The organism is Vibrio sp. J2-4 (assembly GCF_021728155.1).
In the GTDB taxonomy this organism is placed as follows: Bacteria; Pseudomonadota; Gammaproteobacteria; order Enterobacterales; family Vibrionaceae; genus Vibrio; species Vibrio diabolicus.
In genome coordinates this window covers 1-25669 of record NZ_JAKKCN010000011.1, presented here as the reverse complement: position 1 = coordinate 25669, position 25669 = coordinate 1, and the positions used below count along the sequence as shown (strand labels likewise).

At 45.5% G+C, this 25669-nt stretch carries 19 protein-coding genes and 1 pseudogene; 8 read left to right on the top strand and 12 right to left on the bottom strand.

Annotated elements, in window-relative coordinates; all coding sequences use genetic code 11:
* Positions 1 to 139: 139 nt before the first annotated feature.
* The gene (locus tag L3V32_RS23445; RefSeq protein ID WP_074191325.1) at positions 140 to 2701 is read left to right on the top strand and encodes a penicillin-binding protein 1A; all 2562 of its coding nucleotides are present in this window, start codon (positions 140 to 142) and stop codon (positions 2699 to 2701) included.
* Positions 2702 to 2752: 51 nt separating this feature from the next.
* On the opposite strand, the gene oxyR is transcribed toward L3V32_RS23445, so the two are convergent.
* On the bottom strand, positions 2753 to 3664 hold the full coding sequence (oxyR, locus tag L3V32_RS23440; protein ID WP_005395720.1) for a DNA-binding transcriptional regulator OxyR: 912 nt from the start codon (positions 3662 to 3664) through the stop codon (positions 2753 to 2755).
* A 170-nt stretch (positions 3665 to 3834) separates the two neighbouring features.
* Here oxyR and L3V32_RS23435 point away from each other — a divergent pair, with 170 nt between their 5' ends.
* The 3 genes from L3V32_RS23435 to L3V32_RS23425 all read left to right on the top strand — a co-directional run bounded on the left by L3V32_RS23435 (position 3835) and on the right by L3V32_RS23425 (position 6888).
* The gene (locus tag L3V32_RS23435) at positions 3835 to 4563 is read left to right on the top strand and encodes a redoxin family protein (RefSeq protein ID WP_005395721.1); all 729 of its coding nucleotides are present in this window, start codon (positions 3835 to 3837) and stop codon (positions 4561 to 4563) included.
* 192 nt (positions 4564 to 4755) lie between these two features.
* Positions 4756 to 6228 carry a dihydrolipoyl dehydrogenase gene (locus L3V32_RS23430; RefSeq protein WP_237285360.1) on the top strand — a complete coding sequence of 491 codons (1473 nt, stop codon included), beginning with the start codon at positions 4756 to 4758 and terminating at the stop codon, positions 6226 to 6228.
* A gap of 390 nt (positions 6229 to 6618) precedes the next feature.
* Positions 6619 to 6888, top strand: coding sequence for a DUF3624 domain-containing protein (locus L3V32_RS23425; RefSeq protein ID WP_012841349.1), 270 nt, complete (start codon positions 6619 to 6621; stop codon positions 6886 to 6888).
* 206 nt (positions 6889 to 7094) lie between these two features.
* Here L3V32_RS23425 and argH read toward each other — a convergent pair whose 3' ends face one another.
* The 4 genes from argH to argC form a co-directional block, all read right to left on the bottom strand.
* The gene (gene argH, locus L3V32_RS23420; RefSeq protein WP_006742774.1) at positions 7095 to 8969 is read right to left on the bottom strand and encodes an argininosuccinate lyase; all 1875 of its coding nucleotides are present in this window, start codon (positions 8967 to 8969) and stop codon (positions 7095 to 7097) included.
* Between the two features lie 253 nt (positions 8970 to 9222).
* Entirely contained in the window at positions 9223 to 10437 is a 1215-nt protein-coding gene (locus L3V32_RS23415; protein ID WP_065645889.1) for an argininosuccinate synthase, read from the bottom strand.
* Between the two features lie 84 nt (positions 10438 to 10521).
* Positions 10522 to 11313 carry an acetylglutamate kinase gene (gene argB / locus L3V32_RS23410; RefSeq protein ID WP_237285357.1) on the bottom strand — a complete coding sequence of 264 codons (792 nt, stop codon included), beginning with the start codon at positions 11311 to 11313 and terminating at the stop codon, positions 10522 to 10524.
* Between the two features lie 21 nt (positions 11314 to 11334).
* Positions 11335 to 12339: an N-acetyl-gamma-glutamyl-phosphate reductase gene (gene argC / locus L3V32_RS23405; RefSeq protein ID WP_237285355.1), complete on the bottom strand. Its 1005-nt coding sequence runs from the start codon at positions 12337 to 12339 to the stop codon at positions 11335 to 11337.
* Between the two features lie 144 nt (positions 12340 to 12483).
* On the opposite strand from argC, the gene argE reads away from it, so the two are divergent.
* From argE to L3V32_RS23390, 3 genes are all read left to right on the top strand, one after another.
* Positions 12484 to 13620, top strand: a complete 1137-nt coding sequence (gene argE, locus L3V32_RS23400; RefSeq protein WP_237285354.1) for an acetylornithine deacetylase — start codon at positions 12484 to 12486, stop codon at positions 13618 to 13620.
* A 272-nt stretch (positions 13621 to 13892) separates the two neighbouring features.
* Positions 13893 to 16526: a phosphoenolpyruvate carboxylase gene (ppc, locus tag L3V32_RS23395; RefSeq protein WP_109170362.1), complete on the top strand. Its 2634-nt coding sequence runs from the start codon at positions 13893 to 13895 to the stop codon at positions 16524 to 16526.
* A 425-nt stretch (positions 16527 to 16951) separates the two neighbouring features.
* Positions 16952 to 17491 carry a PadR family transcriptional regulator gene (locus L3V32_RS23390; RefSeq protein ID WP_005395734.1) on the top strand — a complete coding sequence of 180 codons (540 nt, stop codon included), beginning with the start codon at positions 16952 to 16954 and terminating at the stop codon, positions 17489 to 17491.
* 70 nt (positions 17492 to 17561) lie between these two features.
* Here the strand turns inward: L3V32_RS23390 and metF are convergent, their stop codons facing one another.
* From metF to L3V32_RS23375, 3 genes are all read right to left on the bottom strand, one after another.
* Positions 17562 to 18464, bottom strand: a complete 903-nt coding sequence (gene metF, locus L3V32_RS23385) for a methylenetetrahydrofolate reductase (RefSeq protein WP_237285353.1) — start codon at positions 18462 to 18464, stop codon at positions 17562 to 17564.
* A gap of 262 nt (positions 18465 to 18726) precedes the next feature.
* Positions 18727 to 21135, bottom strand: coding sequence for a bifunctional aspartate kinase/homoserine dehydrogenase II (locus L3V32_RS23380; protein ID WP_237285352.1), 2409 nt, complete (start codon positions 21133 to 21135; stop codon positions 18727 to 18729).
* Positions 21136 to 21147: 12 nt separating this feature from the next.
* Complete coding sequence (locus L3V32_RS23375; RefSeq protein WP_237285351.1) at positions 21148 to 22311, bottom strand: O-succinylhomoserine (thiol)-lyase; 1164 nt, start codon at positions 22309 to 22311, stop codon at positions 21148 to 21150.
* Between the two features lie 225 nt (positions 22312 to 22536).
* Here L3V32_RS23375 and metJ point away from each other — a divergent pair, with 225 nt between their 5' ends.
* Positions 22537 to 22857 (top strand): met regulon transcriptional regulator MetJ, encoded by a 321-nt coding sequence (metJ, locus tag L3V32_RS23370; RefSeq protein ID WP_005381353.1) that lies wholly within the window; start codon positions 22537 to 22539, stop codon positions 22855 to 22857.
* A gap of 112 nt (positions 22858 to 22969) precedes the next feature.
* Here metJ and L3V32_RS23365 read toward each other — a convergent pair whose 3' ends face one another.
* From L3V32_RS23365 to L3V32_RS23350, 4 genes and pseudogenes are all read right to left on the bottom strand, one after another.
* Positions 22970 to 24247, bottom strand: a complete 1278-nt coding sequence (locus tag L3V32_RS23365) for a malic enzyme-like NAD(P)-binding protein (RefSeq protein ID WP_006742766.1) — start codon at positions 24245 to 24247, stop codon at positions 22970 to 22972.
* Between the two features lie 203 nt (positions 24248 to 24450).
* Entirely contained in the window at positions 24451 to 24927 is a 477-nt protein-coding gene (bfr, locus tag L3V32_RS23360; RefSeq protein ID WP_005395745.1) for a bacterioferritin, read from the bottom strand.
* Positions 24928 to 25028: 101 nt separating this feature from the next.
* Positions 25029 to 25217 (bottom strand): (2Fe-2S)-binding protein, encoded by a 189-nt coding sequence (locus L3V32_RS23355; RefSeq protein ID WP_031780493.1) that lies wholly within the window; start codon positions 25215 to 25217, stop codon positions 25029 to 25031.
* Positions 25218 to 25548: 331 nt separating this feature from the next.
* Positions 25549 to 25669 (bottom strand): annotated as a pseudogene (locus L3V32_RS23350) (elongation factor Tu); the annotation flags it as partial.

Here is a 25669-nt window from a genome sequence, read left to right as displayed (position 1 = left end):
TACTCTCGCTCCGAAATTTCTTCGTGCAAAGGTTGTTATTAGCACCCAAATAAGAGTTAATATCTCTATGTGCTAAATTTTTGACCTAAGAGTACAAGGGTTTGCCGTTACACAGCCTCAACCAATCAGGGATTCTCCGGTGAAGTTCATAAAGCGTTTATTATTTTTAACATTGATTTGCATAATTCTTGGAGTCACCACAATATTTGGCTTCTATCAGTACGTGAAGCCTGAATTGCCAGATGTTGCAACTCTAAAAGACGTTGAATTACAAACACCTATGCAGGTGTTTAGTCAAGACGGGAAGCTGATCGCACAGTTCGGTGAAAAGCGTCGTATTCCTGTTACTTATGATGAAATTCCTCAAGACTTAATTCATGCGCTGATCGCAACCGAAGATAGCCGTTTTTACGAACACCCAGGTATCGATCCTATCGGCATCACTCGTGCAGCCGTTGTAGTTGCGATTTCAGGTTCCGCTAAGCAGGGCGCAAGTACCATTACGCAACAGCTAGCGCGTAACTTCTTCTTATCTAATGAGAAGAAGATCATGCGTAAGATTAAAGAGATTTTCATTGCTATCCACATTGAGCAGCTTCTGAGTAAGCAAGAAATCATGGAACTTTATGTCAATAAAATCTTCCTTGGTTACCGCTCATATGGTTTTGGTGCGGCCGCTCAAGTTTACTTTGGTAAGAGCCTTGATGAATTGACGTTAAGCGAACTTGCGACACTCGCAGGGATGCCAAAAGCGCCATCAACGATGAACCCAATTTACTCTCTTGAGCGTGCGACAAAACGCCGTAACGTCGTGTTAATGCGAATGCTTGATGAAAAATACATCACGCAAGAACAGTATGACGAAGCACGCAACGAACCTATCGTGGCACGTTACCACAGTGCTGAAATTGAACTTTCCGCTCCTTATGTGGCAGAACTAGCTCGTGCATGGGCCGTAAAAGAGTACGGTGAAGAAGAAGCTTACACCTCTGGCTTGAATATCTACATGACTGTGGACTCTAAACTGCAAGATGCCGCGAATACATCCGTGGTAAATAATCTGCTGTCATACGATGAACGTCACGGCTACCGCGGTGCGGAGAAAGTGCTTTGGAAAGAAGGTGAAACCGCTTGGAACAGCGAGCAAATAGAAAAGCACCTTAAGAAGCAACCAACTTATGGTGACCTTTACCCTGCAGTCGTGACAAAAGTCGATGATAAAACTGCACAAGTTTGGGTTAAAAACCATGAAGAGCAGACCATTCCTTGGACTGGAATGCATTGGGCACGAAAATACATCACCGAAAACCGCCAAGGCTCAACGCCAAAATCAGCGCATGATGTTCTAGCGACGGGTCAACAAGTTTGGGTTCGCGAAGTGAGCGAAACCAATGAAGATGACAACACGACACAAAGCTGGAAACTGAGCCAAGTGCCAACAGCGAACACCGCGTTTGTCGCGATGAACCCGGAAAATGGTGCGATATTATCGTTAGTGGGTGGTTTTAACTTTGTTCATAGTAAGTTTAACCGTGCCACTATGTCAGTGCGTCAGGTTGGCTCAAGTATCAAACCATTTATCTACTCAGCAGCAATTGACAAGGGACTTACCCTAGCCACTCTGATCAACGATGCGCCGATTAACAAATGGGACGCAGGTTCTGGTTCGGCTTGGCGACCTAAAAACTCACCACCAACCTATGGCGGTCCAACTCGCCTTCGCCTCGGCTTAGCTCAGTCAAAGAACGTGATGGCAGTGCGTACGCTGCGTGAAGTAGGCCTTGATGAGACTCGTCAGTACCTTACTCGTTTTGGTTTTGATATTAACCAAGTACCACGTTCAGAGACCATCGCGCTCGGTGCTGGTAGCTTAACACCAATGAAAGTGGCACAAGGCTACTCAGTATTTGCGAACGGAGGTTATTACGTCGAACCGTTCTACGTAGAACGCGTGGAAGATGCATTCGGTGAAGTGCTGTTTAAAGCGAATCCAAAGAGCGTTTGTCATAAGGATTGCCCACAAATGAGCGACGAGCCAGACAATCGCTATGCCGATGAGTTTGGCGAACAAGACGTCGCGATTGATGGTTTGGCAACAGACAACGCACTGGAAAATGATGAACCTCAATATGCTCCACAAGTTATCTCTGAGCAAAACGCATTCTTGATGCGTGAGATGATGTACAGCAACATTTGGGGTGGTGGTAACTGGCGTGAAGGTACGGGGTGGAACGGTACTGGCTGGCGTGCACAAAAACTGGGGCGTCGTGATATCGGTGGTAAAACGGGTACAACGAATGACTCCAAAGATGCTTGGTACAACGGCTATGGTCCTGGTGTTGTTGCCATTGCTTGGGTTGGTTTTGATGATCACTCACGCGCCCTTGGTCGCACAACGGTTAATAGCAACCTAGGCAAAGGCCAAATTTCTGGTGCTGAATCGGGTGCGAAAACCGCAGAACCCGCTTGGATTGACTTTATGCGCGTTGCACTAGAAGAAACACCTGAGCAAGGTAAAAATATTCCAGATAACATCATTCGTGTTCGTATTGATCGCAACACTGGCATGCTAACGCACAAAGTAGACAGCACATCGATGTTCGAATACTTTGAAAAAGGCACTGAGCCTACCGAATACGCTGGAGACCGTTTGGAAGACAGTATTTATTCTTCCGGCTCTGGCGCAGAAGAGCTGTTCTAAATCACTAAAGCAAAAGGGAGAGCATTCGCTCTCCCTTTTTTATGTCGGCTTTTACGCCGCGGCGTTCAATGAAGGATAAGAAGCCAATACTTCTTTAATCTTCGCCGCCAAAGCTTCAAACCTTGCACGCAGTGGTGAACCCGGGCGATATACAAGGACTATATTGCGCGAAGGCGTAGGGTTAACGGCTGGTACATAGCACACGCCATCTTTTTGCTTCTCATTGGGGATAGAAAGCTGAGGCAATAACGTAATCCCAGCACCAGCAGCGACCATATTGCGCAGTGTCTCCAAACTGGTGGCCTTAAAGCGTTCATCGTCTTTCGCTCCGGCAGCAAAACAGAAACCTAACGCTTGATCACGAAGACAGTGACCGTCTCCTAGCGCTAAAACGGTTTTACCATTCAGCTCCAACATATCAACATGGTCGAGAGAAGCCCACTCATGATCACATGGCACCGCTACGCTTAACGGCTCGTTATACACTTCGATTTCTTTAAAAGGTGCCGTTTCATCAACCGAAGCCAAGACCAAGCAGTCCAATTTACCTTCTTCTAATTGACGCACCAACTGATGTGTTTGAGCTTCGTGCAGGAAAAGCTCCAGTTCAGGAAATGCTTCTTTTATCTGCGGCAGAATTTTGGGTAGTAGATACGGACCTACCGTCGGGATGAAACCGATATGCATCGGCCCAGTCATTGCTCCGCTCTGACCACTCGCCATATCTTTAAAAGTTTTCACTTCACTTAAGATACGCTTAGCTTGCTCCACCAACTGCAACCCTGAATCGGTAAACAAAACGCGACGGCTGCTTCGCTCTAAAAGCGTGGTACCGAGTTCATCCTCTAGCTTACGAATTTGTCCACTCAATGTTGGTTGGCTAACAAAACATGCTTCTGCCGCTTTGCGAAAGTGCTTATGTTCCGCAAGTGCAACTAAGTACTCAAAATCTCGAATATTCATAACTCACAATTCGCTTCTTTTAACAATAGCTAATACCTATCAAAACCATAACACCAAACGATTAGAGCTATCAAAGGATTTTTACAATAATGGGCTCAACAGAACGAAACAGAGCAAAGAAAAACGCTAAGCTCTATACGCATAATTTAAAATAGTTAAAGGAAATCATTATGTTTGTATCTAAAGAAGGTCAACAAGTCCCTCAAGTTACTTTTCCAGTTCGTCAAGGTGACTCTTGGATGAATGTAACGACTGATGAGCTATTTAAAGGTAAGACCGTTATCGTATTTAGCTTACCGGGTGCATTTACTCCAACCTGTTCATCAAGCCATCTACCTCGTTACAACGAATTGTTCCCTGTATTTAAAGAGCACGGAGTGGATGAGATTATTTGTGTCTCAGTCAATGATACGTTCGTGATGAATGCATGGAAACAAGACCAAGAAGCAGAAAACATCACCTTCATTCCTGACGGTAATGGTGAGTTCACCGATGGCATGGGCATGTTAGTGGATAAAAACGACATCGGCTTTGGTAAACGCTCATGGCGTTACAGCATGCTAGTAAAAGATGGCGTAGTAGAAAAAATGTTCATTGAGCCAAACGAACCTGGCGACCCATTCAAGGTGTCAGACGCAGATACGATGCTGAATTACATAGCGCCTGACTACAAAACGCAAGAATCCATCACGGTGTTCACTAAACCAGGCTGCCCTTTCTGTATGAAAGCGAAACAAAACCTGATTGACCACGGTCTTCAATATGAAGAAGTGATTCTGGGTAAAGACGCAACGACAGTTAGTCTACGAGCTATATCTGGTCGCACGACTGTTCCACAAGTCTTTATCGGTGGCAAGCACATCGGCGGTAGCGAAGAGCTAGAAGCGTATCTAGGCTAAGCTGTCCATAGCCTACACCCTCGGTCTCCGGTGCCTTTGGCTCGGAGGCCAACCCTAACTCACTTCTTCTACTAGTCTAGATAAGTAGTCGTCTACCGATAAGGTGACTCCTTATACAGATTCAACGACCCAATTCACTCTCCAAGCTCAATGTAGCTAGCTTGGCTTAAAAACAAAAAGCGAGAGTTCACGATGAAACAAGTTAATGTCGACGTAGCGATTATTGGTGGTGGTACTGCTGGTCTTGGCGCTTATCGAGCAGCAAAAGCTCATACTAATAGCGTAGTAATGATTGAAGGCGGCCCTTACGGAACAACCTGTGCTCGCGTCGGTTGCATGCCCTCTAAGCTGTTGATTGCGGCCGCAGAAAGTGTCCACCAAATCGAAAAAGCGCCTGGATTTGGGATCCATCCGCAAGGTGAAATACGCATTAACGGACAAGAAGTTATGGATCGTGTAAAGCGCGAACGCGATCGTTTTGTTGGCTTTGTGCTTGAAAGTGTCGATGATATTCCCGCTGAAGACAAACTATCGGGCTACGCGAAGTTTGCCGATGACCACACTCTCATCATAGATGATCATACTCAGGTCACCGCAAAACGGATTGTGATCGCGACGGGCTCTCGTCCTGCTTATCCAGCAGCTTGGAATGAGTTGGGTGACCGTCTCGTAATGAATGATGATGTCTTTGATTGGGATGATTTGCCTGAGTCCGTTGCGGTATTTGGCCCTGGAGTGATCGGCCTTGAACTCGGTCAAGCATTGCACCGCCTAGGGGTGAAAGTGAAGCTCTTTGGTCTTGGTGGTCAAGTTGGTCCACTGACAGATCCAGAGGTGATGGCTTACGCAGATAAAACTTTTAAAGAAGAGTTCTATCTTGATGCCGATGTAAAAGTAGAAAGCATGAAGCGCATACCATCATCGAATACAGCAGGCGCAGACAAAGTTGAAATCCAATTCATTAACCACGACGGTGAATTAGAAACCTTTATTGTTGATTACGTTTTAGCAGCCACTGGACGACGTCCTAACGTAGATAAGCTAGCGATCGAGAACACCAATGTAGCATTAGATGAACGCGGTGTACCAACCGCAGATCACTACACATTGCAAACCTCCGTAGAGAGTATTTTTATTGCGGGTGATGCAAGTAACCAAGTTCCACTGCTGCACGAAGCCGCTGACCAAGGTCGCATTGCTGGTGATAATGCAGGTCGCTTCCCGGATATTCGTGCAGGTCTGCGTCGTTCGCCAATTTCAGCTGTATTCTCCGATCCGCAAATAGCTATGGTCGGTGAAACTTTCAAACAACTGGAAACTCGCTTAGGAAGCTGTGGTTGTTTTGTTACTGGTGAAGTCTCGTTTGAGAATCAAGGACGTTCGCGTGTCATGCTACGAAACAAAGGGATGTTACATGTCTATGGCGAGCAAGGTACTGGACGCTTTTTAGGTGCAGAGATGATGGGGCCGAACGCAGAACACCTCGCGCATCTTTTGGCTTGGGCACACCAAAATAGAATGACGATTTCTGAGATGCTAGATATGCCCTTCTATCATCCAGTGATCGAAGAGGGTGTCCGCACCGCTCTACGTGATTTGAATGCAAAACTACACTTAGGGCCAGAAATGGTGAAACATTGCCTTGACTGTGGGCCTGGTTGCTAACGATTTCATGCTCAATCGAGCCAGTCTTTACATACCAAGCAAAACAGAAAGCCTCGTGATTAACGGGGCTTTCTGTTGACTACTTTGAGGCGATTACATAAGTACTACACTGACATCATTGCGTAACGACTTACCATGATGCTCGCGACTACACCGATCGTAAAAAAACCACCAGCGATACTCAGTGCAAATTTCAATTCTGTCGACATGATTATTTTTCCTATTAAAGACTGACAGCGAACCATACATCAATCACGTGCCACATAAGCTCTACAAAGCTAACTTTCCATTTTTGGTTGTGTTCCTGCGCTCTAAGCTGCGACAAAAAACGCTTTCTCTCTTTGTGTTGGGTATATAATCTGAAGCAACACTGATGCCTTGGAAAACACTATGACTTGTCGCCGCTGCGAGGAACATTGGTTTTGGAAAAAGCTTGGGCGTTGCCAACGATGCTTGGATCAGTTAACGGTGCTTTCGGTACTGTGCTGGATTGTGTGGTGGTTTGCGTTCAAAGATGATCCACAAAGCATCGAGTCGATCGCTTTGATCTTTGCTGGTTTCGCTTTCAATATTTTATTGTTTTTGCACTTATGGATGCGTTTTGTCATCTTGCCGTGGCAACGTCGGCGAGGACGAAAAGAGACGGATAAAAAAGAGTAAAGTGGCAGATAGAAAAAAGCCCCAAAACCAACATCAGTTCTGGGGCTCTCTTAGATTCTTCTAAGAAAAAGCAGTGGTACTTTAATAGACCGAGCTTCCTCTCAAAGGTTCCAAATTTTTTCGATTTTTTTAGCAAATACTGATGTAAGTGAATCAGAAAATAACTATGTCATTGAATGCTAATAAAATCACTCCGAAATTTCAGCTCATGCCACATGCGATTTTTGGATCACTTGCTCCATTAAATTGATCTCTAGCGCCACTTCATCACACGCGTGCTGACGTGGACACTGATCGCAATCTTTCAAGACTTTTTCTGGCAACAGCGACTTCGATGTTGGTAAGAAGCTCTGCTTCATAAAGAACTCCGGCGTTCGAGTGAGGACAAAGACCTTCTTTATCGCCATTTGACGTGCTTTCTCAACCAAGTGATTTACGATTGCACTGCCCTGTCCTTGACCTTGCCAGCCCGCTTCGATACCAAGAGAGCGTATTTCAGCCAACCCTGAGTCATACACATATAGAGAAGCGCAACCTGTCACTTCACCATGATGCTCTGCCACCGCGAAGGAGCCAATATCTCTCACGAGCTCATTACGAGAGCGGGGTAGATTCTCACCGAGGTTCGCCCAATAAGCCACCATGCCCTCTAGTGTTTCAATGTCCGTCAAACGTGCAGGACGCACTTTCACTGCCGAGCTGTCACGCTGGCTCAGACGTTTATCCGCTTGCTCTACCGCATAAGCGACTTGGTGAGGCGAAACGCCACCCAGCGCACAACGTTTTTCCAAACAAGACTCTATTGTCAGAATGTCATACACATCATCTTCAATCACCTCAGAGAAGGTTTTTAGCTCTTGCAGAGACAATTCTTCCAGCGCACAGCCTTTATCAATTGCCCCTACCACCGCTACGCCCACAATATGGTGCGCCTCACGGAATGGGATGCCTTTCGCCACTAAGTAATCAGCTAACTCAGTCGCGTTCGCATACCCTTGCTTCGCAGCTTCAAGCGTACGCTCACCATTCACTTTAATGCCATCAAAACACAGCGCTGCCATTTCCATGCAATCATTCCATGTGTCTAACGCATCAAACAACCCTTCTTTATCTTCTTGCATGTCTTTGTTGTACGCCAATGGTAGGGCTTTCACTGTCATCATCATGCTCGATAATGCGCCATAGACACGCCCTGTCTTACCACGGATCAACTCAAGTGCATCCGGATTTTTCTTCTGTGGCATCAATGACGAACCAGACGTCACCGTATCCGCTAACTCAATAAAGTTAGACTCCCCTGAGTTGTAGAAGATCATATCTTCTGCAAGACGAGAAAGGTGCAACATAGAAATCGAGGCCACCGACATCAGTTCCATCACATGATCACGATCCGAAACCGAATCGAGTGAATTACGCGTAGCGCGGTGGAAACCAAGGTTATGAGCTAATTGTTCACGATCAATCGGATAAGCCGTGCCAGCTAAAGCACCCGAACCAAGTGGACAAGTGTCGAGGCGCTGTAAGGCATCATTCAGACGAGAGTAGTCACGCTCGAACATTTCAACATAAGCCAAACACCAGTGAGCAAAGGTGACAGGTTGAGCGCGCTGAAGATGAGTATAGCCAGGCAATACTGTGCCTTGGTGCTGCTTAGCAACATGAACCATTTGTGCTTGCAGACGATCTAAAGCAATCAACAGTTGCTGGCCTTGCTGACGACACCAAAGTTTTAGGTCTGTCGCTACTTGGTCATTACGAGAACGCCCAGTGTGGAGTTTTTTGCCTAAATCTCCCACTTTACTAATCAGCTGCTGTTCAACCCAAGAGTGGATATCTTCTGCATCTGAGCGAAGAATTTGATGAGGATCTTCCATCACTTCTAACTTCAGCTCGTTTAAAGCAAGTTCCAGCTTTTGCTGTTCTTCTGCCGATAGAACATCTACAGAAAGCAGAGCTTTAGACCATGCGATTGAACCTACGATGTCTTGCTCAGCCAATCGGTAGTCAAAACGCAACGAATCGTTAAACTCTTTAAATCTAGTGTCTGCCGCTTGGGTAAATCTTCCGCCCCATAATGCCATTGCGTTTCTCCTGATGACTATTGCTTACTCTAACGTTCTCGAATGAGTAGTAACCAATTTGATGGTCATTTGCTCACTTTTTCTTATGGGTCAACGTTACGGCAATTTCGACAAAAAATAAAGTATAAATTCAATATTTTTACATATATATTCAAAAGGAATGTATTTGCATCTTTGTGCTCATAGACGTAAGCCAACAAAAAAGACCTGCTATCCAATAGCAGGTCTTTACTCAATCCGAGATGTGGAGAGATTATTTCTTCTGGCTGTTCAACGCACGGATACGGCTTGATAGCGAGTAAAGACGGATGAAACCACCCGCATGGCTTTGGTCGTAAACCTCATCTTCACCAAAAGTTGCGAACTCTTCTGAGTACAAGCTGTTGTCAGAACGTTTTTGCGTTACCGTGGCTTGGCCTTTGTAAAGCTTAACAACCACTTCACCATTCACGTCTTGCGCTAGCTCTTCTGAAGCGGCAAGGATCGACTTACATAGCGGCGTAAACCAACGACCATCGTACACAAGGTGAGACGCTTTTAGCCCCAGCTCTTCACGGAATTCGAATGATGATTTGTCTAGCACGAGCTGTTCAACGGCACGCAGCGCTTCCATCATGATGGTGCCTCCCGGTGTTTCGTAGCAGCCACGAGATTTCATTCCTACTAGACGGTTTTCAACGATATCGATACGACCAACACCGTGCTTCGCACCTTTTTCGTTTAGATAAACCAACGCGTTGTATGGTGTCATCGCTTCGCCATCAACTTCGACCACCTCACCTTTTTCTACTTTCAGCGTGACGTATTCCGCTTCGTTTGGTGCTTGCTCTGGGTCTACAGTCCATACCCAGCAATCTTCGTTTGGTGCGTTCCACGTATCTTCTAGGACGCCACCTTCAGTGGAAATATGCCATGCATTTGCATCACGTGAGTAGATCTTAGTAAGAGACGCTGAACAAGGAATGTTACGCTCAGCTAGGTAATCTAAACATTCTTCACGGCTCACTAGGTCCCATTCACGCCAAGGGGCAATCACTTGTAGATCTGGTGCTAGTGCTGCGAATGCACCTTCGAAACGAACTTGGTCATTACCTTTACCTGTACAGCCGTGACACAATGCGTCCGCGCCCACTTTACGTGCGACTTCAACCTGTGCTTTAGCAATAATTGGACGCGCCATTGATGTACCCAGCAGGTACTTACCTTCGTAGTACGCGCCGGTTTTTAGCGTTGGGTAAATGTAATCCGCCACCATCTCTTCTTTCAGATCAGCGATGTAACACTCAGAAGCACCTGAAGCTTTTGCTTTCTCTTCAATACCTTCTAGCTCTTCTGCGCCTTGACCAACATCGGCAACGAAAGCAACGACTTCACAATCGTAGTTCTCTTTTAGCCACGGGATAATTACTGAGGTATCTAGACCGCCTGAGTATGCGACTACCACTTTATTTACGTTCACTTTGCTCATCTTTCTTCTCCAAACTTAACTGGCGCTGCGCTCGGCGGTCAGTGCCAACTACTACTTCCTAATATTGAATTCTTTTGCTGATGCTTATTGAGGCAAAAATTGCGTTCCAATACTTTCACCAGCGAATAGCTGTACTAATTTTTCTGGGTAACGCCAGGTCGCGACTTCAATTGGACGGCCAAGATCATTGGCGGCCTCCAAAGCGGCTTTCACTTTGACGATCATGCCATCGGTGATCACATGTCCATCGATCAACGAGTTAGCTTGCTGCTCTGACAGGGTTTTGATCAAATGCCCTTTGCCATCGAGTACACCACTCACGTCTGATAACAGGACCAACTCCGCATCTAATGCGCCCGCAACCGCGACTGCTGCTTGATCAGCATTCACATTCATCATCTGGCCATCTTTGGTTAAACCAATTGAACTGATGATCGGCAGTGCACCTGTGTTTAGCACCGCTTGTAATAGTGCTGAGTCACCCGGTGATGCTTTGCCTACCGCGCCGAGTTCTGGGTCAAGTTCTTCAACAAGACACAAACCACCATCCGCAAGGCTAAGACCCACAGCGTTAAGACCGTCCGCAATCGCTTGACCTTGAAGTAACTTATTAGCAGTGCCTGCAAGCGCGCCTGCAATCACAGGAATTTGATCGTAAGGCGTTACGCGTAAACCGTTTTTCTTTACGGTTTCAAGCTGAAGCTTTGCCATCAACTCATCAACTAGGTAGCCACCGCCATGAACGATGGCGATTTGTCGCTGTGCCGATTTTTGGTAAACCGCAATGGCACCAAACAGTTGGCTTAAGGTTTGAGTGCAAGATAGAGCAGCACCGCCTAGCTTAATGACTAAAGGAGCTTGATTGGTTTGCGTCATCGCATTTCCCTCTTTCAACGACTACAGCAACGCTGTCAGTTCTGGGTAACCATAATGAATATTGAGACATTGCATCGCTTGACTTGATGCACCTTTGAGTAGATTGTCGATGGCTGAAATCACAATGATGTGTTCACCTTGTACCTTCCAGCCGATATCGCAGAAAGGGGTATTTTCGACATCCTGAATACGTGGAATGCTATCGCCTTTTAAACGCACGGCAGGCTTTCCTAGATAAGCTTGTTCAAATGCTTGAGCGACTTGTTGCTCTGTAACGCCTGATGCTAGCTTCATGGTGATCGTGGCAAGAATGCCGCGTTTAAAGTTGCCTAAGTGAGGAGTAAAAATCACATCGCAACCTAAGTGCTGAGCAATTTCTGGTTGGTGACGATGAGTAAATACACCATAAGGTTGCAAGCTCACTTCACAGAAACTGTTCACCATAGAAGCTTTACGCCCAGCTCCGGATACACCGCTGGTCGCGTTAATGACAGGCCATTGATTGGTATCCACTAATGCATTTTCGAGTAGAGGTTTGATGGCTAACTGCGAAGCAGTCGGGTAGCAACCTGCTACAGCGACTAAGGGAGCAGTTTTAATTGATTCCTGGTTCCACTCTGCTAAACCGTATGCAGCTTTATCTAGCCAGTTATTATGTTGATGCTCGAAGCCATAAAAGGTGTTGTAAAAACCTTCACTTTGGACGCGGAATGCCCCCGATAAATCGAATACCTGACAGCCTGCCTCCAAGAAAGTTGGGGCTAGATCGTGGCTCACCTCATGAGCCGTTGCTAAAAACACCACATCCGATTCTTGAGCGATTTGCAGTGGATCCGTTAGTGGCGAGACCGGAATATCAATGATGCCTGCTAACTTACCGTGCAGCTGCGCAATATTCTTTCCTGCATCAACACTGTTGGCGGAAACGTATAAACCTGATAGCGTGAGTTGTGGGTGTTTATTAACCATTAACGCTAACTCTGCGCCGGTGTAACCGCTGGCTCCAATAATCGTGGTTTTTAGCATTGTGTGACATCCATATACTTAAAGGCTCAAATGACTATTCATATTTAATTTTTGCTTTATTTTGATTTTTTATTCATTAAAAATGATTTAATATGTGTTTTACATTTTTGTGGTCTGTCTGTCAACAGGAGATTTGAAGAATCCATGCAATTACCAACTTTTCTAGAGGTCTATGAAGGACTCATCAGCACCTCTTCTATCAGCTCCACGGATCCGAGCTGGGATCAGGGCAATGCAAAAGTCATCGAAAAACTCGCATCTTGGTTTAAAGATCTGGGCTTCAACGTTGAAGTGATCGAGGTGGAGCCAGGCAAGCACAATATGATTGCACGTATGGGAGAGGGTGAAGGCGGCCTTTTACTTGCTGGCCACAGTGATACCGTGCCATTCGATCAAGGGCGATGGAACTTTGATCCACATAAGCTGACTGAAAAAGACAACCGCTTTTACGGTTTAGGCACGGCAGACATGAAAGGCTTTTTTGCCTTTATTTACGAAGCCGTCAAAAAAGTCGACTGGAGCAAGCAGACCAAGCCGCTATACGTATTAGCCACTTGTGACGAAGAAACCACCATGTTGGGTGCACGACATTTCACCGTAAACGCCCCTTTTAAGCCGGATTACTGCATTATTGGTGAGCCTACCAGCCTCGTTCCTATTCGCGGCCACAAAGGTCATGTGGCGAATGCAATTCGGGTCACGGGTAAGTCAGGCCATTCATCCGATCCTGCCTTAGGCGTTAACGCGATTGAGATCATGCATGAAGTGATGTTTGCCATGATGCAACTGCGCGATAAATTGGTGAAAGAATACCACCATCCGGGTTTTGCCATTCCAAGCCCTACCCTAAACCTTGGACACATTCACGGCGGTGACAGCGCTAACCGTATTTGTGGTTGCTGTGAGCTGCACTATGATGTTCGCCCACTACCAGGGATCAGCCTGGATGGCCTAGAAAATATGCTGCGCGGAGCATTAAAAGAAGTCGAAGCAAAGTGGCTTGGACGCTTGGAGATAATTCCGTTACATGAACCAATTCCGGGTTACGAATGCCAACATGACCACCCATTTATCGGTGGTGTTGAAGAGATCTGCCAAACCAGTTCAGAAACCGTGAACTACTGTACTGAGGCGCCCTTCTTACAACAGCTCTGTCCAACCTTAGTTCTTGGCCCGGGTTCAATTGACCAAGCGCACCAACCGGATGAGTTTCTCTCATTTGATTTTATCGATCCCACAATTGATGTGCTTTCAAAGGCAATGGTCAAGTATTGCTGTTAATACACGAATAAACTCAAAAGTCAGTGCAGCTCGATTGAGCTGCATCTTTTTATCTTCACAATTTAGCGCTAGCCTTAACACTTCTTTAACTTGTTATTTTGTAATTAATTTTCACTTCTTATTCTACAGCTGCCGTAAATTTGCTCTAAATCAGGAGACCGCGGAATAATTGCAAACTTAGTCTGCTTTATTTGACTATAACTGGTGCTTTTCGCTAGATTGGAGTCTTAACAAGGACAATGGATGTAGTTTTTTTACGAGGCAGGACGACAATGAACGAGAAATACGCCGCACTCAAAAGTAATGTGCGCATGTTAGGCCACCTATTGGGTAACACCATTCGCGATGCCCATGGCGAAGAAATCTTCGAGAAAGTGGAAACCATTCGTAAATTATCCAAATCAGCTCAAGCAGGAAATCAAGCAGACAGGGACAGCTTGATCGAAGAAATCAAACATTTACCTGATGAGCAACTAACGCCCGTTACCCGTGCGTTTAACCAATTTCTAAATCTCACCAATATTGCTGAGCAATACCACACGATTTCACGCCATTGTGAAGAGCACATTTGTGAACCAGACGCGATTAACTCGCTGTTTTCTAAACTGGTACAAAACGATGTGAGCAAACTGGACACTGCGCAAGCGGTTCGTGATCTGAATATTGAATTGGTCTTGACGGCTCACCCAACGGAAATCACGCGTCGCACGATGATCAACAAGTTGGTCAAGATCAACGAGTGCTTATCAAAGTTGGAATTGAGTGATCTTTCTTCTAAAGAGCGCAAGAAAACCGAGCGTCGTTTAGAGCAACTGATCGCGCAAAGCTGGCATTCAGACGTAATTCGACAACAGCGCCCTACTCCGCTGGATGAAGCAAAATGGGGTTTTGCAGTCGTTGAAAACTCACTATGGGAAGCGGTGCCAGACTTCTTACGTGAAATGAATGATCGTCTGAAGTCTTACCTAGGTGAAGGTTTACCAATTGATGCGCGCCCTGTGCACTTCTCTTCTTGGATGGGGGGTGACCGCGACGGTAACCCGTTCGTCACTCATAGCGTGACGCGTGAAGTATTGCTTCTTTCTCGTTGGAAAGCCGCAGATCTTTATCTCAATGACATCAACGAGTTGATCAGTGAACTGTCTATGACGGTTTCAAACGACCAAGTTCGTGAGCTTGCTGGCGAAGATCAGCACGAACCATATCGTGCGATCCTGAAACAACTTCGCTCACTATTGAACGAAACCAAAGATATTCTCGATGCTAAGATCCACGGTCAAAAACTGGCCGTTAAAGCTCCGTTGCAAAAAGTCGAGCAACTTTGGGAACCTCTGTATGCCTGTTACCAGTCGCTAAATGAATGTGGCATGGGTGTGATCGCAAATGGCTCTCTACTAGATACATTGCGCCGCGTAAAAGCATTTGGTATTCATCTTGTTCGCCTTGATATCCGCCAAGAGAGCACGCGTCATTCAGACGTATTGTCTGAATTAACCCGCTACTTAGGCATTGGTGATTACGAACAATGGAGCGAGCAAGATAAGATTGCTTTCCTAACCAACGAACTCGCATCTAAACGTCCTCTTCTGCCTCGTGATTGGGAACCATCAGAACCTGTCAAAGAGGTTTTGGACACCTGTAAGATTATTGCAGCACAACCGCGTGAAGCATTCGGTGCCTACGTTATTTCTATGGCACGCACTGCATCAGATGTGTTAGCAGTCCACCTACTTCTGCAAGAAGCTGGCTGCCCATATCGTATGGATGTTTGCCCGTTATTCGAGACGCTAGACGACTTGAACAATGCAGAATCGGTCATCAAACAGCTGATGGGTATCGACCTATACCGTGGCTTTATCCAAAACCACCAAATGGTCATGATTGGTTACTCTGACTCAGCGAAAGATGCGGGTGTCATGTCTGCAGGCTGGGCTCAGTACCATGCGATGGAATCGTTAGTAAAAGTGGCGGAAGAAGAAGGTGTTGAACTGACTCTATTCCACGGTCGTGGCGGTACAGTAGGCCGCGGTGGCGCGCCAGCACACGCTGCACTTCTGTCTCAACCACCAAAAAGCTTGAAAGGTGGTTTGCGCGTAACAGAACAGGGCGAGATGATCCGCTTTAAACTCGGTCTCCCAGACGTCGCTGTAAACAGTTTTAACCTTTACGCGAGCGCGATTCTAGAAGCCAACCTATTGCCACCACCAGAGCCAAAACAAGAATGGCGCGACTTAATGGAAGTGCTATCAGAAGTTAGCTGCGAGTCTTATCGCAACGTAGTTCGCGGCGAGCCTGACTTTGTGCCTTACTTCCGTCAAGCGACACCAGAGCTCGAGCTCGGTAAGTTGCCACTTGGCTCTCGTCCTGCAAAACGTAATCCGAAGGGCGGAGTGGAAAGCTTACGTGCAATCCCGTGGATATTCTCGTGGAGCCAAAATCGTTTGGTACTTCCAGCATGGTTAGGTGCGGGTGAAGCGATTCAATACTCGATCGATAAAGGTCACCAAGCGCTGCTCGAAGAGATGTGTCGTGAATGGCCGTTCTTCTCGACTCGCCTTGGCATGTTAGAAATGGTGTACTCGAAGTGTAATATCGATATTTCTCGCTATTACGATGAGCGATTGGTGGATGAATCACTCCGTCCACTCGGTGAAAAGCTTCGCGCTCAGCTTCAAGAAGATATCAAAGCAGTACTGAATGTAGAGAACAACGAAAACTTGATGCAGCATGACCCTTGGGGACTCGAATCGATTCGCTTGCGCAACATCTACGTTGAGCCATTGAACATGCTACAAGCCGAGTTGCTATACCGTACACGCCAAACCGAAGAAGCATCTGCAAACCTAGAAGAAGCGCTAATGGTGACAATTGCTGGTATTGCAGCTGGCATGCGCAACACAGGCTAATCGCTTCATTTGTAATAAAAAAGCTGAGCAAGTGCTCAGCTTTTTTTTGGCGCTGGATAATTGCACAACCAAAAGGCAGTTTAATAAACTACAAAAAACCCAAAAATTACCACACAAAAAGAATAAAAAACCACAAGTTAACACTATTGATTATTATGTTAGTTTTTTAGGGTAATTTTGTCCTACTATTCCACTTCATGCTTATTATTTATATACTACTTGCCTGCTGAGAGCTCATAAATCCAATCATACCTGCTCCAGCCATGATGGGACTCCCCATCTTTCTAGGTGATAAACGGCTTTAAGGTGACAGGACCAACATTGTTGGTGCTACTTATACATTAAAAAACTCAAGTGCCAGAAAGAGCACAGCTGAAAGTATAAGTAGCTTGTTTACAAGTTTATTGACCATTTGGATTGAAGACATGTCATTACCACACGTAATCTTAACTGTTCTTAGCACTCGCGACGCAACCGGTTACGATATCACTAAAGAATTCTCTGCTAGCATCGGTTACTTCTGGAAAGCAAGCCACCAACAAGTGTACCGTGAACTCAATAAAATGGCCGAGAAAGAGCTGGTTACTTGCGTATTAGAACCCCAAGAAGGCAAACCAGACCGTAAGGTTTACTCCATCACAGATGCTGGTCGCAGCGCTTTAGGAGAATGGTTTGATCAACCAACTGCACACCCGACTGTTCGTGATGAATTTTCAGCGAAATTGATGGCATGTGCCGTTCAACCATCAACACCTTTCCGTGATCAACTCGCCGAACTGGTTGAAGAGTCTCGCAAACTGGTTTCTCACTACAAAGAAATTGAAGCGGCTTACTACGCAACGCCGTCAACTTTAGACAAACAAGCTCGCCTAGAGCGTTTAACGCTTCGTCGTAACCTACTGTTACGTGAAACGTGGATCACTTGGGCAGAAGAAGTTCTAACTGAACTTGAAGTGATTGGTTAAACTCCTTTTGCTTTGATAAAACGAAAAAGGCTTGCCATTTGGCAAGCCTTTTATCTTTTTGAAACTAGGTTTACGTACCGACTACTGCGCGAGGACGAACACCCAACGTATGGCATAACGCGTAAGTCATCTCTGCACGGTTTAGTGTGTAGAAGTGAAAATCCTTAACCCCTTCACGACTCAGTACACGCACCATATCAATAGCTTGGCTAGCTCCTACAAGCTGGCGAGTCACCGGATCATCATCCAAGCCATCGAATTGTTTGCTCATCCATCCTGGTACTTTCACATTGTTCTGTGCCGCAAAGCGAGAAGCTTGCTTAAAGTTCGATACAGGCAAAATTCCTGGCACAATTTCTACGTCAATTCCTGCTGCGACACAACGGTCACGGAATCGCAGGTAAGACTCAACGTCAAAAAAGAACTGAGTAATAGCACGGTTTGCACCTGCATCTACCTTACGTTTTAGGTTCAATAAGTCAGACTGAGCGCTTTTAGCTTCAGGGTGAACCTCAGGGAATGCAGCAACGGAGATATCGAAATCGTGGCGTGATTTCAGCAGCTCAACCAAATCCGAGGCATACATATCAGGCGCACCGCCACCTGGAGGAATATCACCACGCAGAGCGACGATATTTTCAATACCATTGTTCCAATAATCATCGGCAATATTAATCAACTCTTCACGAGTCGCATCAATACAAGTGAGATGGGGAGCGGCAACCAATCCGGTTGTTGCTTTAATTTCTTTAATGATGGAGTGTGTTCTGTCACGCTCGCCGGAGTTCGCACCGTAAGTCACAGAAACAAATTTAGGTTGAAGCGTTTTAAGACGGTGCACTGAATTCCAAAGTGTTTCTTCCATCTTAGCGCTGCTTGGCGGAAAAAACTCAAACGATACATTGATGTTATCTGATAACTCAGCAATATTCTGGTTCAAGGCGTCGATATGGCCTGCGTGCGTATATCCCATCTTACTCTCCCTGCGGCACTCCGCCACGAAAACAAATCCTTAAAATCGACGTTTAGACGTCTATATGTCTACAGAATGTATTGAATACGATTTAATGTCAACCTTGTAATTATGAATTTTTCTCAAGTTAATAATGAAGATAGTTCAAGTTTCTACTTGAGCATCATCTCACCATTTTGCACGGGTTATGACTTCAGTATGGCACTGATAGGGGAATAAAAAACCCTGGATTAATTCCAGGGTTTTTAGGTCAATCGCAACTTTAAAATAAACCAGCCAATCGGTTGAGGTCGGATTGAATAGCGCCGGCTGTCACTTCTCTGCCTGCGCCTGGTCCTCGAATGACCAGAGGGTTATCTTTGTACCACTTGCTCTCTATGGCAAAAATGTTATCGCATGGCAATAAGTTGGCGAGCGCGTGCTCACGAGATAACGCTTCGACTCCCACCGTTGCTTTACCATTTTTTTCTAAACGCGCCACATAGCGAAGCACTTGATCGTTTCTCTGTGCTTTTGTCAGACGCTCTTGAAGTATTTCACTCAACAACGCTCCATTATCGAAGAAATCATCTAAGCTCAGTTCTCTTAATTCTTCTGGCACCAAAGACTCAACTTTAACGCTGTCTGGTTCTATATCTAGGCCCGATTCTCGAGCCAAGATGACTAACTTACGCATTACATCGGAGCCATCTAAATCAGAACGAGGGTCAGGTTCGGTTAACCCTTGCTGCCAAGCAAGATCGACTAAATCATTAAATGGCACAGAACCATCAAACTGTTGGAATAACCATGATAACGTCCCCGAGAAAATACCCGATAGAGCGACGATTTCATCCCCACTTTCACGAAGATCTCGCACGGTATGGTTTATCGGTAACCCAGCACCAACCGTTGCGTTGTATAGCCAATGACGACCAATTTTAGCGAATGCATCTTGAACCTGATGGTAGTACTGACTATCTGCGGAACCGGCCACTTTGTTAGCGGAAATCAAATGAATGCCTTGCTGTGCGATTTCTACGTAGCGCTGAGCTAACTCTTTACTCGCGGTAACATCAAGCACGACGGCTTCATCATAGCTTTTAAGCGCTCCCAAACGTGCCAGCCAATCCCCATTGTTTGCTATGCTTTCATCATCAAATCGTTCAGCAACACTCACCGCCTCAATACCTTGCTCATCGAACCAATAGGTTTGGCTATCCACAACCGCGACAAGATCAAAGCTCATACCATGACGTTTTTCGAGCTCACTTTTTTGCGTCGCAAATAAATTTAGCCAACTAGAACCAATATTACCCTTGCCACATAAAGCCACTGCCACGCGCTTTTGCGCTTGGAACAACTGGCTATGAATCGTTTGAACCAACGCCTCGGTATCAGTACGGCGCAAAACAGCGACTAGGCTCAGCCCTGAGTCTGTTTCAGAGATAAATTCTACCGGAGAGTGCTTTAGCTTCTGATAAAAGCCAAAGCAATGATTGGCGTTTTTCGTAACGCCTGCACCTACCGCAGCTAAGAGCGAGTAACCTTCTTTTAGCTTAATTTCTGCCTCTACCGCAAGCTCTTGCAAGTGTTTCAATGCACCACCGGCGATTTCCGCGGTGTAAGCCAAGCGCAACGTGTGTTGATCGGGCTGTGCCTCAAATGCCAATGGCTCCAATTGCGCTCGCTGCAACGCTTGTAATACATCATTCTGTGTTTTTTCGAAGTCGTGCCCATGCATGAAAGACAGCTGCACCAATAAAACATCATCCAGCGAGGTAATAATTTTAGCGCCACGGCCAGACGCCAAGACACGCTCAATACGAGTAGAGCCCGATTCCGGCAGATAGCTACATTTGAGGTTGAGATCCATAGTACTTTGCGCCACAGGCTGAAGTGTACGACTGTGTAGGACTGGGGCGGCTAAACGGGCGAGTTCGCTGGCTTCATCCAATCGAAGTAACGGTAACAGACACGCGTCTGCCACCAAACGCGGATCGGCACTATAGACACCGGCAACGTCACTCCAAATGGTGACTGTGCTCACTTCAACCAGAGCACCAATGACAGTTGCAGAATAGTCAGAGCCATTACGACCAAGTAAAATGGTTTCGCCCGCCTCGTTCTGAGCCATAAAGCCAGTAATTACCACACGTTTATGATTGTGTTGCGCGAGAACTTCTTTTATCAAAGGATATGAACGAGCGCGATCAACTTCAGGTTGAGTCCCGGCTTCCGCACGTAAAAACGCTCGTGCATCTTGTGCAACAGCGGGGATAGAACGTTGAGATAATAACGCGGCCAATAGGCGAGCAGACCAAACTTCTCCGTGTCCTAGTACCGCGGCTTTTTGCGCGCCAGTGAGTGGTGCTGTCAGCTCAGATAAGGTACTGAACTCATCATGCAGTAACGCTAATAGTTCTTCTTGTACTTCATTTTCCAACAAGTTTTCTATTAGCTCCGTTTGGAACTGCCTTAGGCTTTGAAGTGCTTCATGCGCGATTCGGCCATCTTTGTCTAGCCCTTCCAGGAACTCAATCAAGCGGTTAGTGGTTTTTCCTGCCGCCGAGACGACCACAAGATCATTTTCCGTCGAATACTCCTTAAGAATATCCACAACGCGTAAATAGCATTCTGGGTTTGCTAAGCTACTGCCACCAAACTTATGCAGCTGACGTTGTAAAGTCATTATTATCGTCTCCTATTGTTGGGCAGCTTTAGCGAATGCTTGCTCTAAATCTGTGATGAGATCTTGTGCATCTTCCAAGCCGACAGACAAACGCAATAGTTGATGCGACACCCCCGCTTCTGCAAGTGCTTCCTCTCCCATAGCGCGATGCGTCATGGATGCCGGATGACAAATCAAGCTTTCAACTCCACCTAATGACTCAGCCAATGAAAACAGTTGGAGCTCTTTAACGAACACTTTTAACTGCTCAAACGAACCGGCAAACTCAAAGCTCAACATAGAGCCAAAACCAGTTTGCTGCTTTTTAGCAATGTCATGACCTGGGTGCTCCGGCAGGCTTGGATGATAAATGGTTTTAACTAACGCTTGCTTTTGGAGATAAGCCAGTACATGCTGTGAACTCTCTTCATGCACTCGCATGCGAGCACCAAGTGTACGAATGCCTCGCAACGTCATATAACTATCGAAAGGTGTGCCAGTCGCACCAATGCAATTTCCCCACCATGCAAGCTCTTCTGCATGCGCTTCTGTTTTGGTGATGATCACGCCACCAATCACGTCTGAATGACCGTTGATGTACTTCGTTGTGGAGTGGATAACAAAATCCGCACCTAGTTCTAAAGGTTTTTGGTACACGGGTGTCAAAAAGGTATTGTCCACCGCAACTAACGCGCCGACTTGTTTCGCTTTTTCACAGGTAGCTGCAATATCCACTACGCGAACCAGAGGGTTTGACGGAGTTTCTAGCAAAATGAGTTTTGGTTTTTGTGCTAATGCGGCATCCAAAGCTTGCTCGTCTGATTGATCGACAAACTGAACCTTAAAATCGCCTTTGTTGGCTCGGGTATTAAAAAGACGATAGGTGCCGCCATAACAATCGTGAGGAGCAATAATGAGATCATCAGGGCCAAGAAAAGCGGATACCCATAAATTTAATGCCGACGTACCGCAGTTCGTGACAACCGCTCCTTTTCCAGACTCGAGTTCAGATAACGCACTTTCCAACAGTCCGCGGTTTGGATTTCCAGATCGCGTGTAATCATACTTAGGTACTTCACCAAAAGCAGGAAAACCATAGTTAGTGGAAAGATAAATAGGTGGAACGACAGCGTGATATTGGCTGTCTGATTCAATACCAGTGCGTACTGCAATGGTCGCAGGTTTGCGAGAGCTCATGGGTGTATCCTTTCACGGGTAATGACTTCTAAATAGGAATGCGCTATATCTAATGAGTGAAATAAAGTGATCAACACGCTTCCTTTGCTGTTCTGTTCACTTTACTCGTCAAAAAATGAGACGTCAACACTTCTAGACGTCCATATGTCTTTGCTTATGGCGGTAAATGCAGCTAAAATCAGCACCTAAATTATTTTTAACCGATTACATAAATGAAGGTGTGCAATGGCTGACTGGAATGGCGAATACATTAGCCCATATGCAGAGCACGGCAAAAAAAGCGAACAAGTAAAAAAAATTACCGTCTCTATCCCGCTAAAAGTTTTAAAAGTGCTAACTGATGAGCGTACTCGCCGTCAGATCAATAACTTACGCCATGCAACCAATAGTGAATTACTATGCGAAGCATTTTTGCACGCGTATACAGGTCAGCCACTTCCAACAGATGAAGACCTTCGTAAAGACCGTCCAGATGATATTCCAACAGAAGTAAAAGCACTGATGACCGAAATGGGCATCGAATTTGAGTCGTTTGACGAAGAGTAAAAAGCGAGACTGGAGGCTTCAGATAGCAACTCTTATCTCGATCCAAAAGAATGACATAAAAAATGGGACGCGATTGCGTCCCATTTTTTGTACATCACATCTAATAGATATATTACTCTGCCATGTAGTTTTCAGGCATCTCGATACGAGCAACACCTGAATCAACTGCCGCCTGAGCCACAGCTTTTGCAACACGTGGTAGTAAACGTGAGTCCATTGGTTTTGGAATGATGTAGTCTGCACCAAACTCAAGCTTATCGACGCCTGCGGCCTTCAATACAGTTTCAGGTACAGGCTCTTTTGCTAGCTCACGAATCGCCTCAACGGCTGCAAGTTTCATTTCATCATTGATTTCACTTGCGCGCACATCAAGAGCACCACGGAAGATGAATGGGAAACACAATACGTTGTTTACTTGGTTCGGGTAATCACTACGACCAGTCCCCATGATCAAATCATCACGAACAGCGTGGGCAAGTTCCGGCTTAATTTCAGGATCTGGATTCGAACATGCAAATACGATTGGCTTATCTGCCATCAGCTTCAACGCTTCCGCTGGCAATAGGTTTGGACCAGATACACCTAGGAACAGATCCGCGCCTTCAATCACGTCTTCTAATGTGCGTTTGTCCGTGTTGTTTGCGAATAGCTGCTTGTATTCATTAAGATCATCACGACGAGTGTGGATTACACCTTTACGATCCAGCATGTAAATTTTTTCGCGCATTGCACCACATTTAATCAGCAGCTCCATACACGCAACAGCTGCAGCGCCAGCGCCAAGACAAACGATCGTTGAGTCTTCAAGCTTCTTACCTTGAAGTTCGATCGCGTTCAGCATGCCTGCTGCCGTTACAATCGCAGTACCGTGCTGATCATCGTGGAATACTGGTACATCACAACGCTCAATTAGACGCTTTTCAATCTCAAAGCAATCTGGTGCTTTAATATCTTCAAGGTTGATACCACCAAAGGTGTCTGCAATGCTTGCAACAGTATCAACAAATTCATCGATCGTGCGGTGCTTAACTTCAATATCAATAGAATCAAGACCTGCAAAACGTTTAAACAGTAACGCTTTACCTTCCATTACTGGCTTAGATGCAAGTGGACCTAGGTTACCTAGACCCAGGATAGCGGTACCGTTAGAAATAACAGCAACCATGTTGCCTTTCGCTGTGTACTTGTACACGTTATCAGGGTTTTGTGCGATTTCACGCACTGGTTCTGCAACACCTGGGCTGTAAGCAAGGGCAAGATCACCCGCCGTTTCCGCAGGCTTTGTCAATTCGACAGCAATCTTCCCTGGAGTTGGATAAGCATGGTAATCCAATGCTTTTTGGCGATGTTCTTCTTCTGGAGTGGCTGCTTGGCGATTGTCTTCAGACATGGACGTTTCTCTTTTTTATTTTTAGGTAAGGGGGCATAAATTCTATCGGATAGAAATCAAACTTCATAGGCAAGATTGCGAGCAATATCCTTAAAAAGCCGATAATAAAAGAGATTAGACCAGATAGCGGGGATAAGCACCTGATTTTCGAGTCAGGTGCTCTTTTCTTCTTACAATTGAAGTGCGCAAAATCCTGGACGTTATTACTCTTCGTCTACGTATTGCGCTTGGAGGTAGTTCTCAATGCCAGACATTTCAATCAAGCCAAGTTGCGTCTCTAGCCAGTCAACATGCTCTTCTTCATCTTCAAGAATATCTTGAAACAGATCGCGAGACACATAGTCTCGAATGTCTTCAGCATAGGCAATCGCATCTTTTAAATCTGGAATGGCGGCCATTTCAAGCTTTAAGTCACACTCGAGCATTTCTTTAGTGTCTTCACCTATCATCAACTTGCCTAAATCTTGTAGATTCGGTAAGCCCTCAAGAAACAAAATACGCTCAATCAGATGATCGGCATGTTTCATCTCATCGATAGATTCGTGATATTCCTTATCTGCTAGGTGCTTTAACCCCCAGTCCTTATACATTCGAGCATGAAGAAAATACTGATTAATAGCGATGAGCTCATTTCCGAGCACTTTATTGAGATGTTGGATGATGATTGGATCGCCTTTCATGACAAAAACCTCCTCTTTAGCTTCATTTAAATGTAGAAGCAAATGAGAAGGTGTCAAAACGCTAGGCAAATAATTACTTAATTACTGCATGCTCACAGTAATTAGCTAGCTTGTTTGAATACCGTGTAACTGGTTTCCGCTAAAATATCCTTGGCCTGTCTGATGCACTTACCACATTGGCTACCCAATGCTGTGCATTTTTTGATTCCTTTAATATCCGTTACGCCTTCATCTATCGCCAACTTCCTAATTTTCTTGTCGGAGACCCCATGGCAAAGACAAACGTACATACTCAAAAACCTATTAAATTAACTTGTAGCAACCAATATAAACAAGAATAATTCTTGTTACCAGTCGCATTGATAGGTCTGCTCAGAATATTTTGTTATATAGATTTGGTGACAGTAGGCCAAGATCAGAGAGTTAGGTGTTACGACCAAAGGTGTTGAAAAATATAGCCGGTAATATTCTGTTTTTAAATTAAAAAATTAACGTATTTCCTACGAACACTTATAACCAAATATAATTTAGATATAAAAAAGGGAAGCCTAAGCTTCCCTTTCTCGATGCGCTTTCTTCATAAAGAAGAAGAGTGCAAGATTTCGTTTAATTCGTTATGAATTAGTCGAAGATCTTAGCAACAACACCAGCACCTACTGTACGGCCACCTTCACGGATCGCGAAACGTAGACCTTCGTCCATTGCGATTGGTGCGATTAGCTCAACAGTCATCTGTACGTTG

Coding starts and splice junctions, on each gene's coding strand:
- oxyR (WP_005395720.1), bottom strand. CDS start 3,664: ATGAATATTCGAGATTTTGAGTACTTAGTTGCACTTGCGGAACATAAG.
- L3V32_RS23435 (WP_005395721.1), top strand. CDS start 3,835: ATGTTTGTATCTAAAGAAGGTCAACAAGTCCCTCAAGTTACTTTTCCA.
- L3V32_RS23430 (WP_237285360.1), top strand. CDS start 4,756: ATGAAACAAGTTAATGTCGACGTAGCGATTATTGGTGGTGGTACTGCT.
- L3V32_RS23425 (WP_012841349.1), top strand. CDS start 6,619: ATGACTTGTCGCCGCTGCGAGGAACATTGGTTTTGGAAAAAGCTTGGG.
- argH (WP_006742774.1), bottom strand. CDS start 8,969: ATGGCATTATGGGGCGGAAGATTTACCCAAGCGGCAGACACTAGATTT.
- L3V32_RS23415 (WP_065645889.1), bottom strand. CDS start 10,437: ATGAGCAAAGTGAACGTAAATAAAGTGGTAGTCGCATACTCAGGCGGT.
- argB (WP_237285357.1), bottom strand. CDS start 11,313: ATGACGCAAACCAATCAAGCTCCTTTAGTCATTAAGCTAGGCGGTGCT.
- argC (WP_237285355.1), bottom strand. CDS start 12,339: ATGCTAAAAACCACGATTATTGGAGCCAGCGGTTACACCGGCGCAGAG.
- argE (WP_237285354.1), top strand. CDS start 12,484: ATGCAATTACCAACTTTTCTAGAGGTCTATGAAGGACTCATCAGCACC.
- ppc (WP_109170362.1), top strand. CDS start 13,893: ATGAACGAGAAATACGCCGCACTCAAAAGTAATGTGCGCATGTTAGGC.
- L3V32_RS23390 (WP_005395734.1), top strand. CDS start 16,952: ATGTCATTACCACACGTAATCTTAACTGTTCTTAGCACTCGCGACGCA.
- metF (WP_237285353.1), bottom strand. CDS start 18,464: ATGGGATATACGCACGCAGGCCATATCGACGCCTTGAACCAGAATATT.
- L3V32_RS23380 (WP_237285352.1), bottom strand. CDS start 21,135: ATGACTTTACAACGTCAGCTGCATAAGTTTGGTGGCAGTAGCTTAGCA.
- L3V32_RS23375 (WP_237285351.1), bottom strand. CDS start 22,311: ATGAGCTCTCGCAAACCTGCGACCATTGCAGTACGCACTGGTATTGAA.
- metJ (WP_005381353.1), top strand. CDS start 22,537: ATGGCTGACTGGAATGGCGAATACATTAGCCCATATGCAGAGCACGGC.
- L3V32_RS23365 (WP_006742766.1), bottom strand. CDS start 24,247: ATGTCTGAAGACAATCGCCAAGCAGCCACTCCAGAAGAAGAACATCGC.
- bfr (WP_005395745.1), bottom strand. CDS start 24,927: ATGAAAGGCGATCCAATCATCATCCAACATCTCAATAAAGTGCTCGGA.
- L3V32_RS23355 (WP_031780493.1), bottom strand. CDS start 25,217: ATGTACGTTTGTCTTTGCCATGGGGTCTCCGACAAGAAAATTAGGAAG.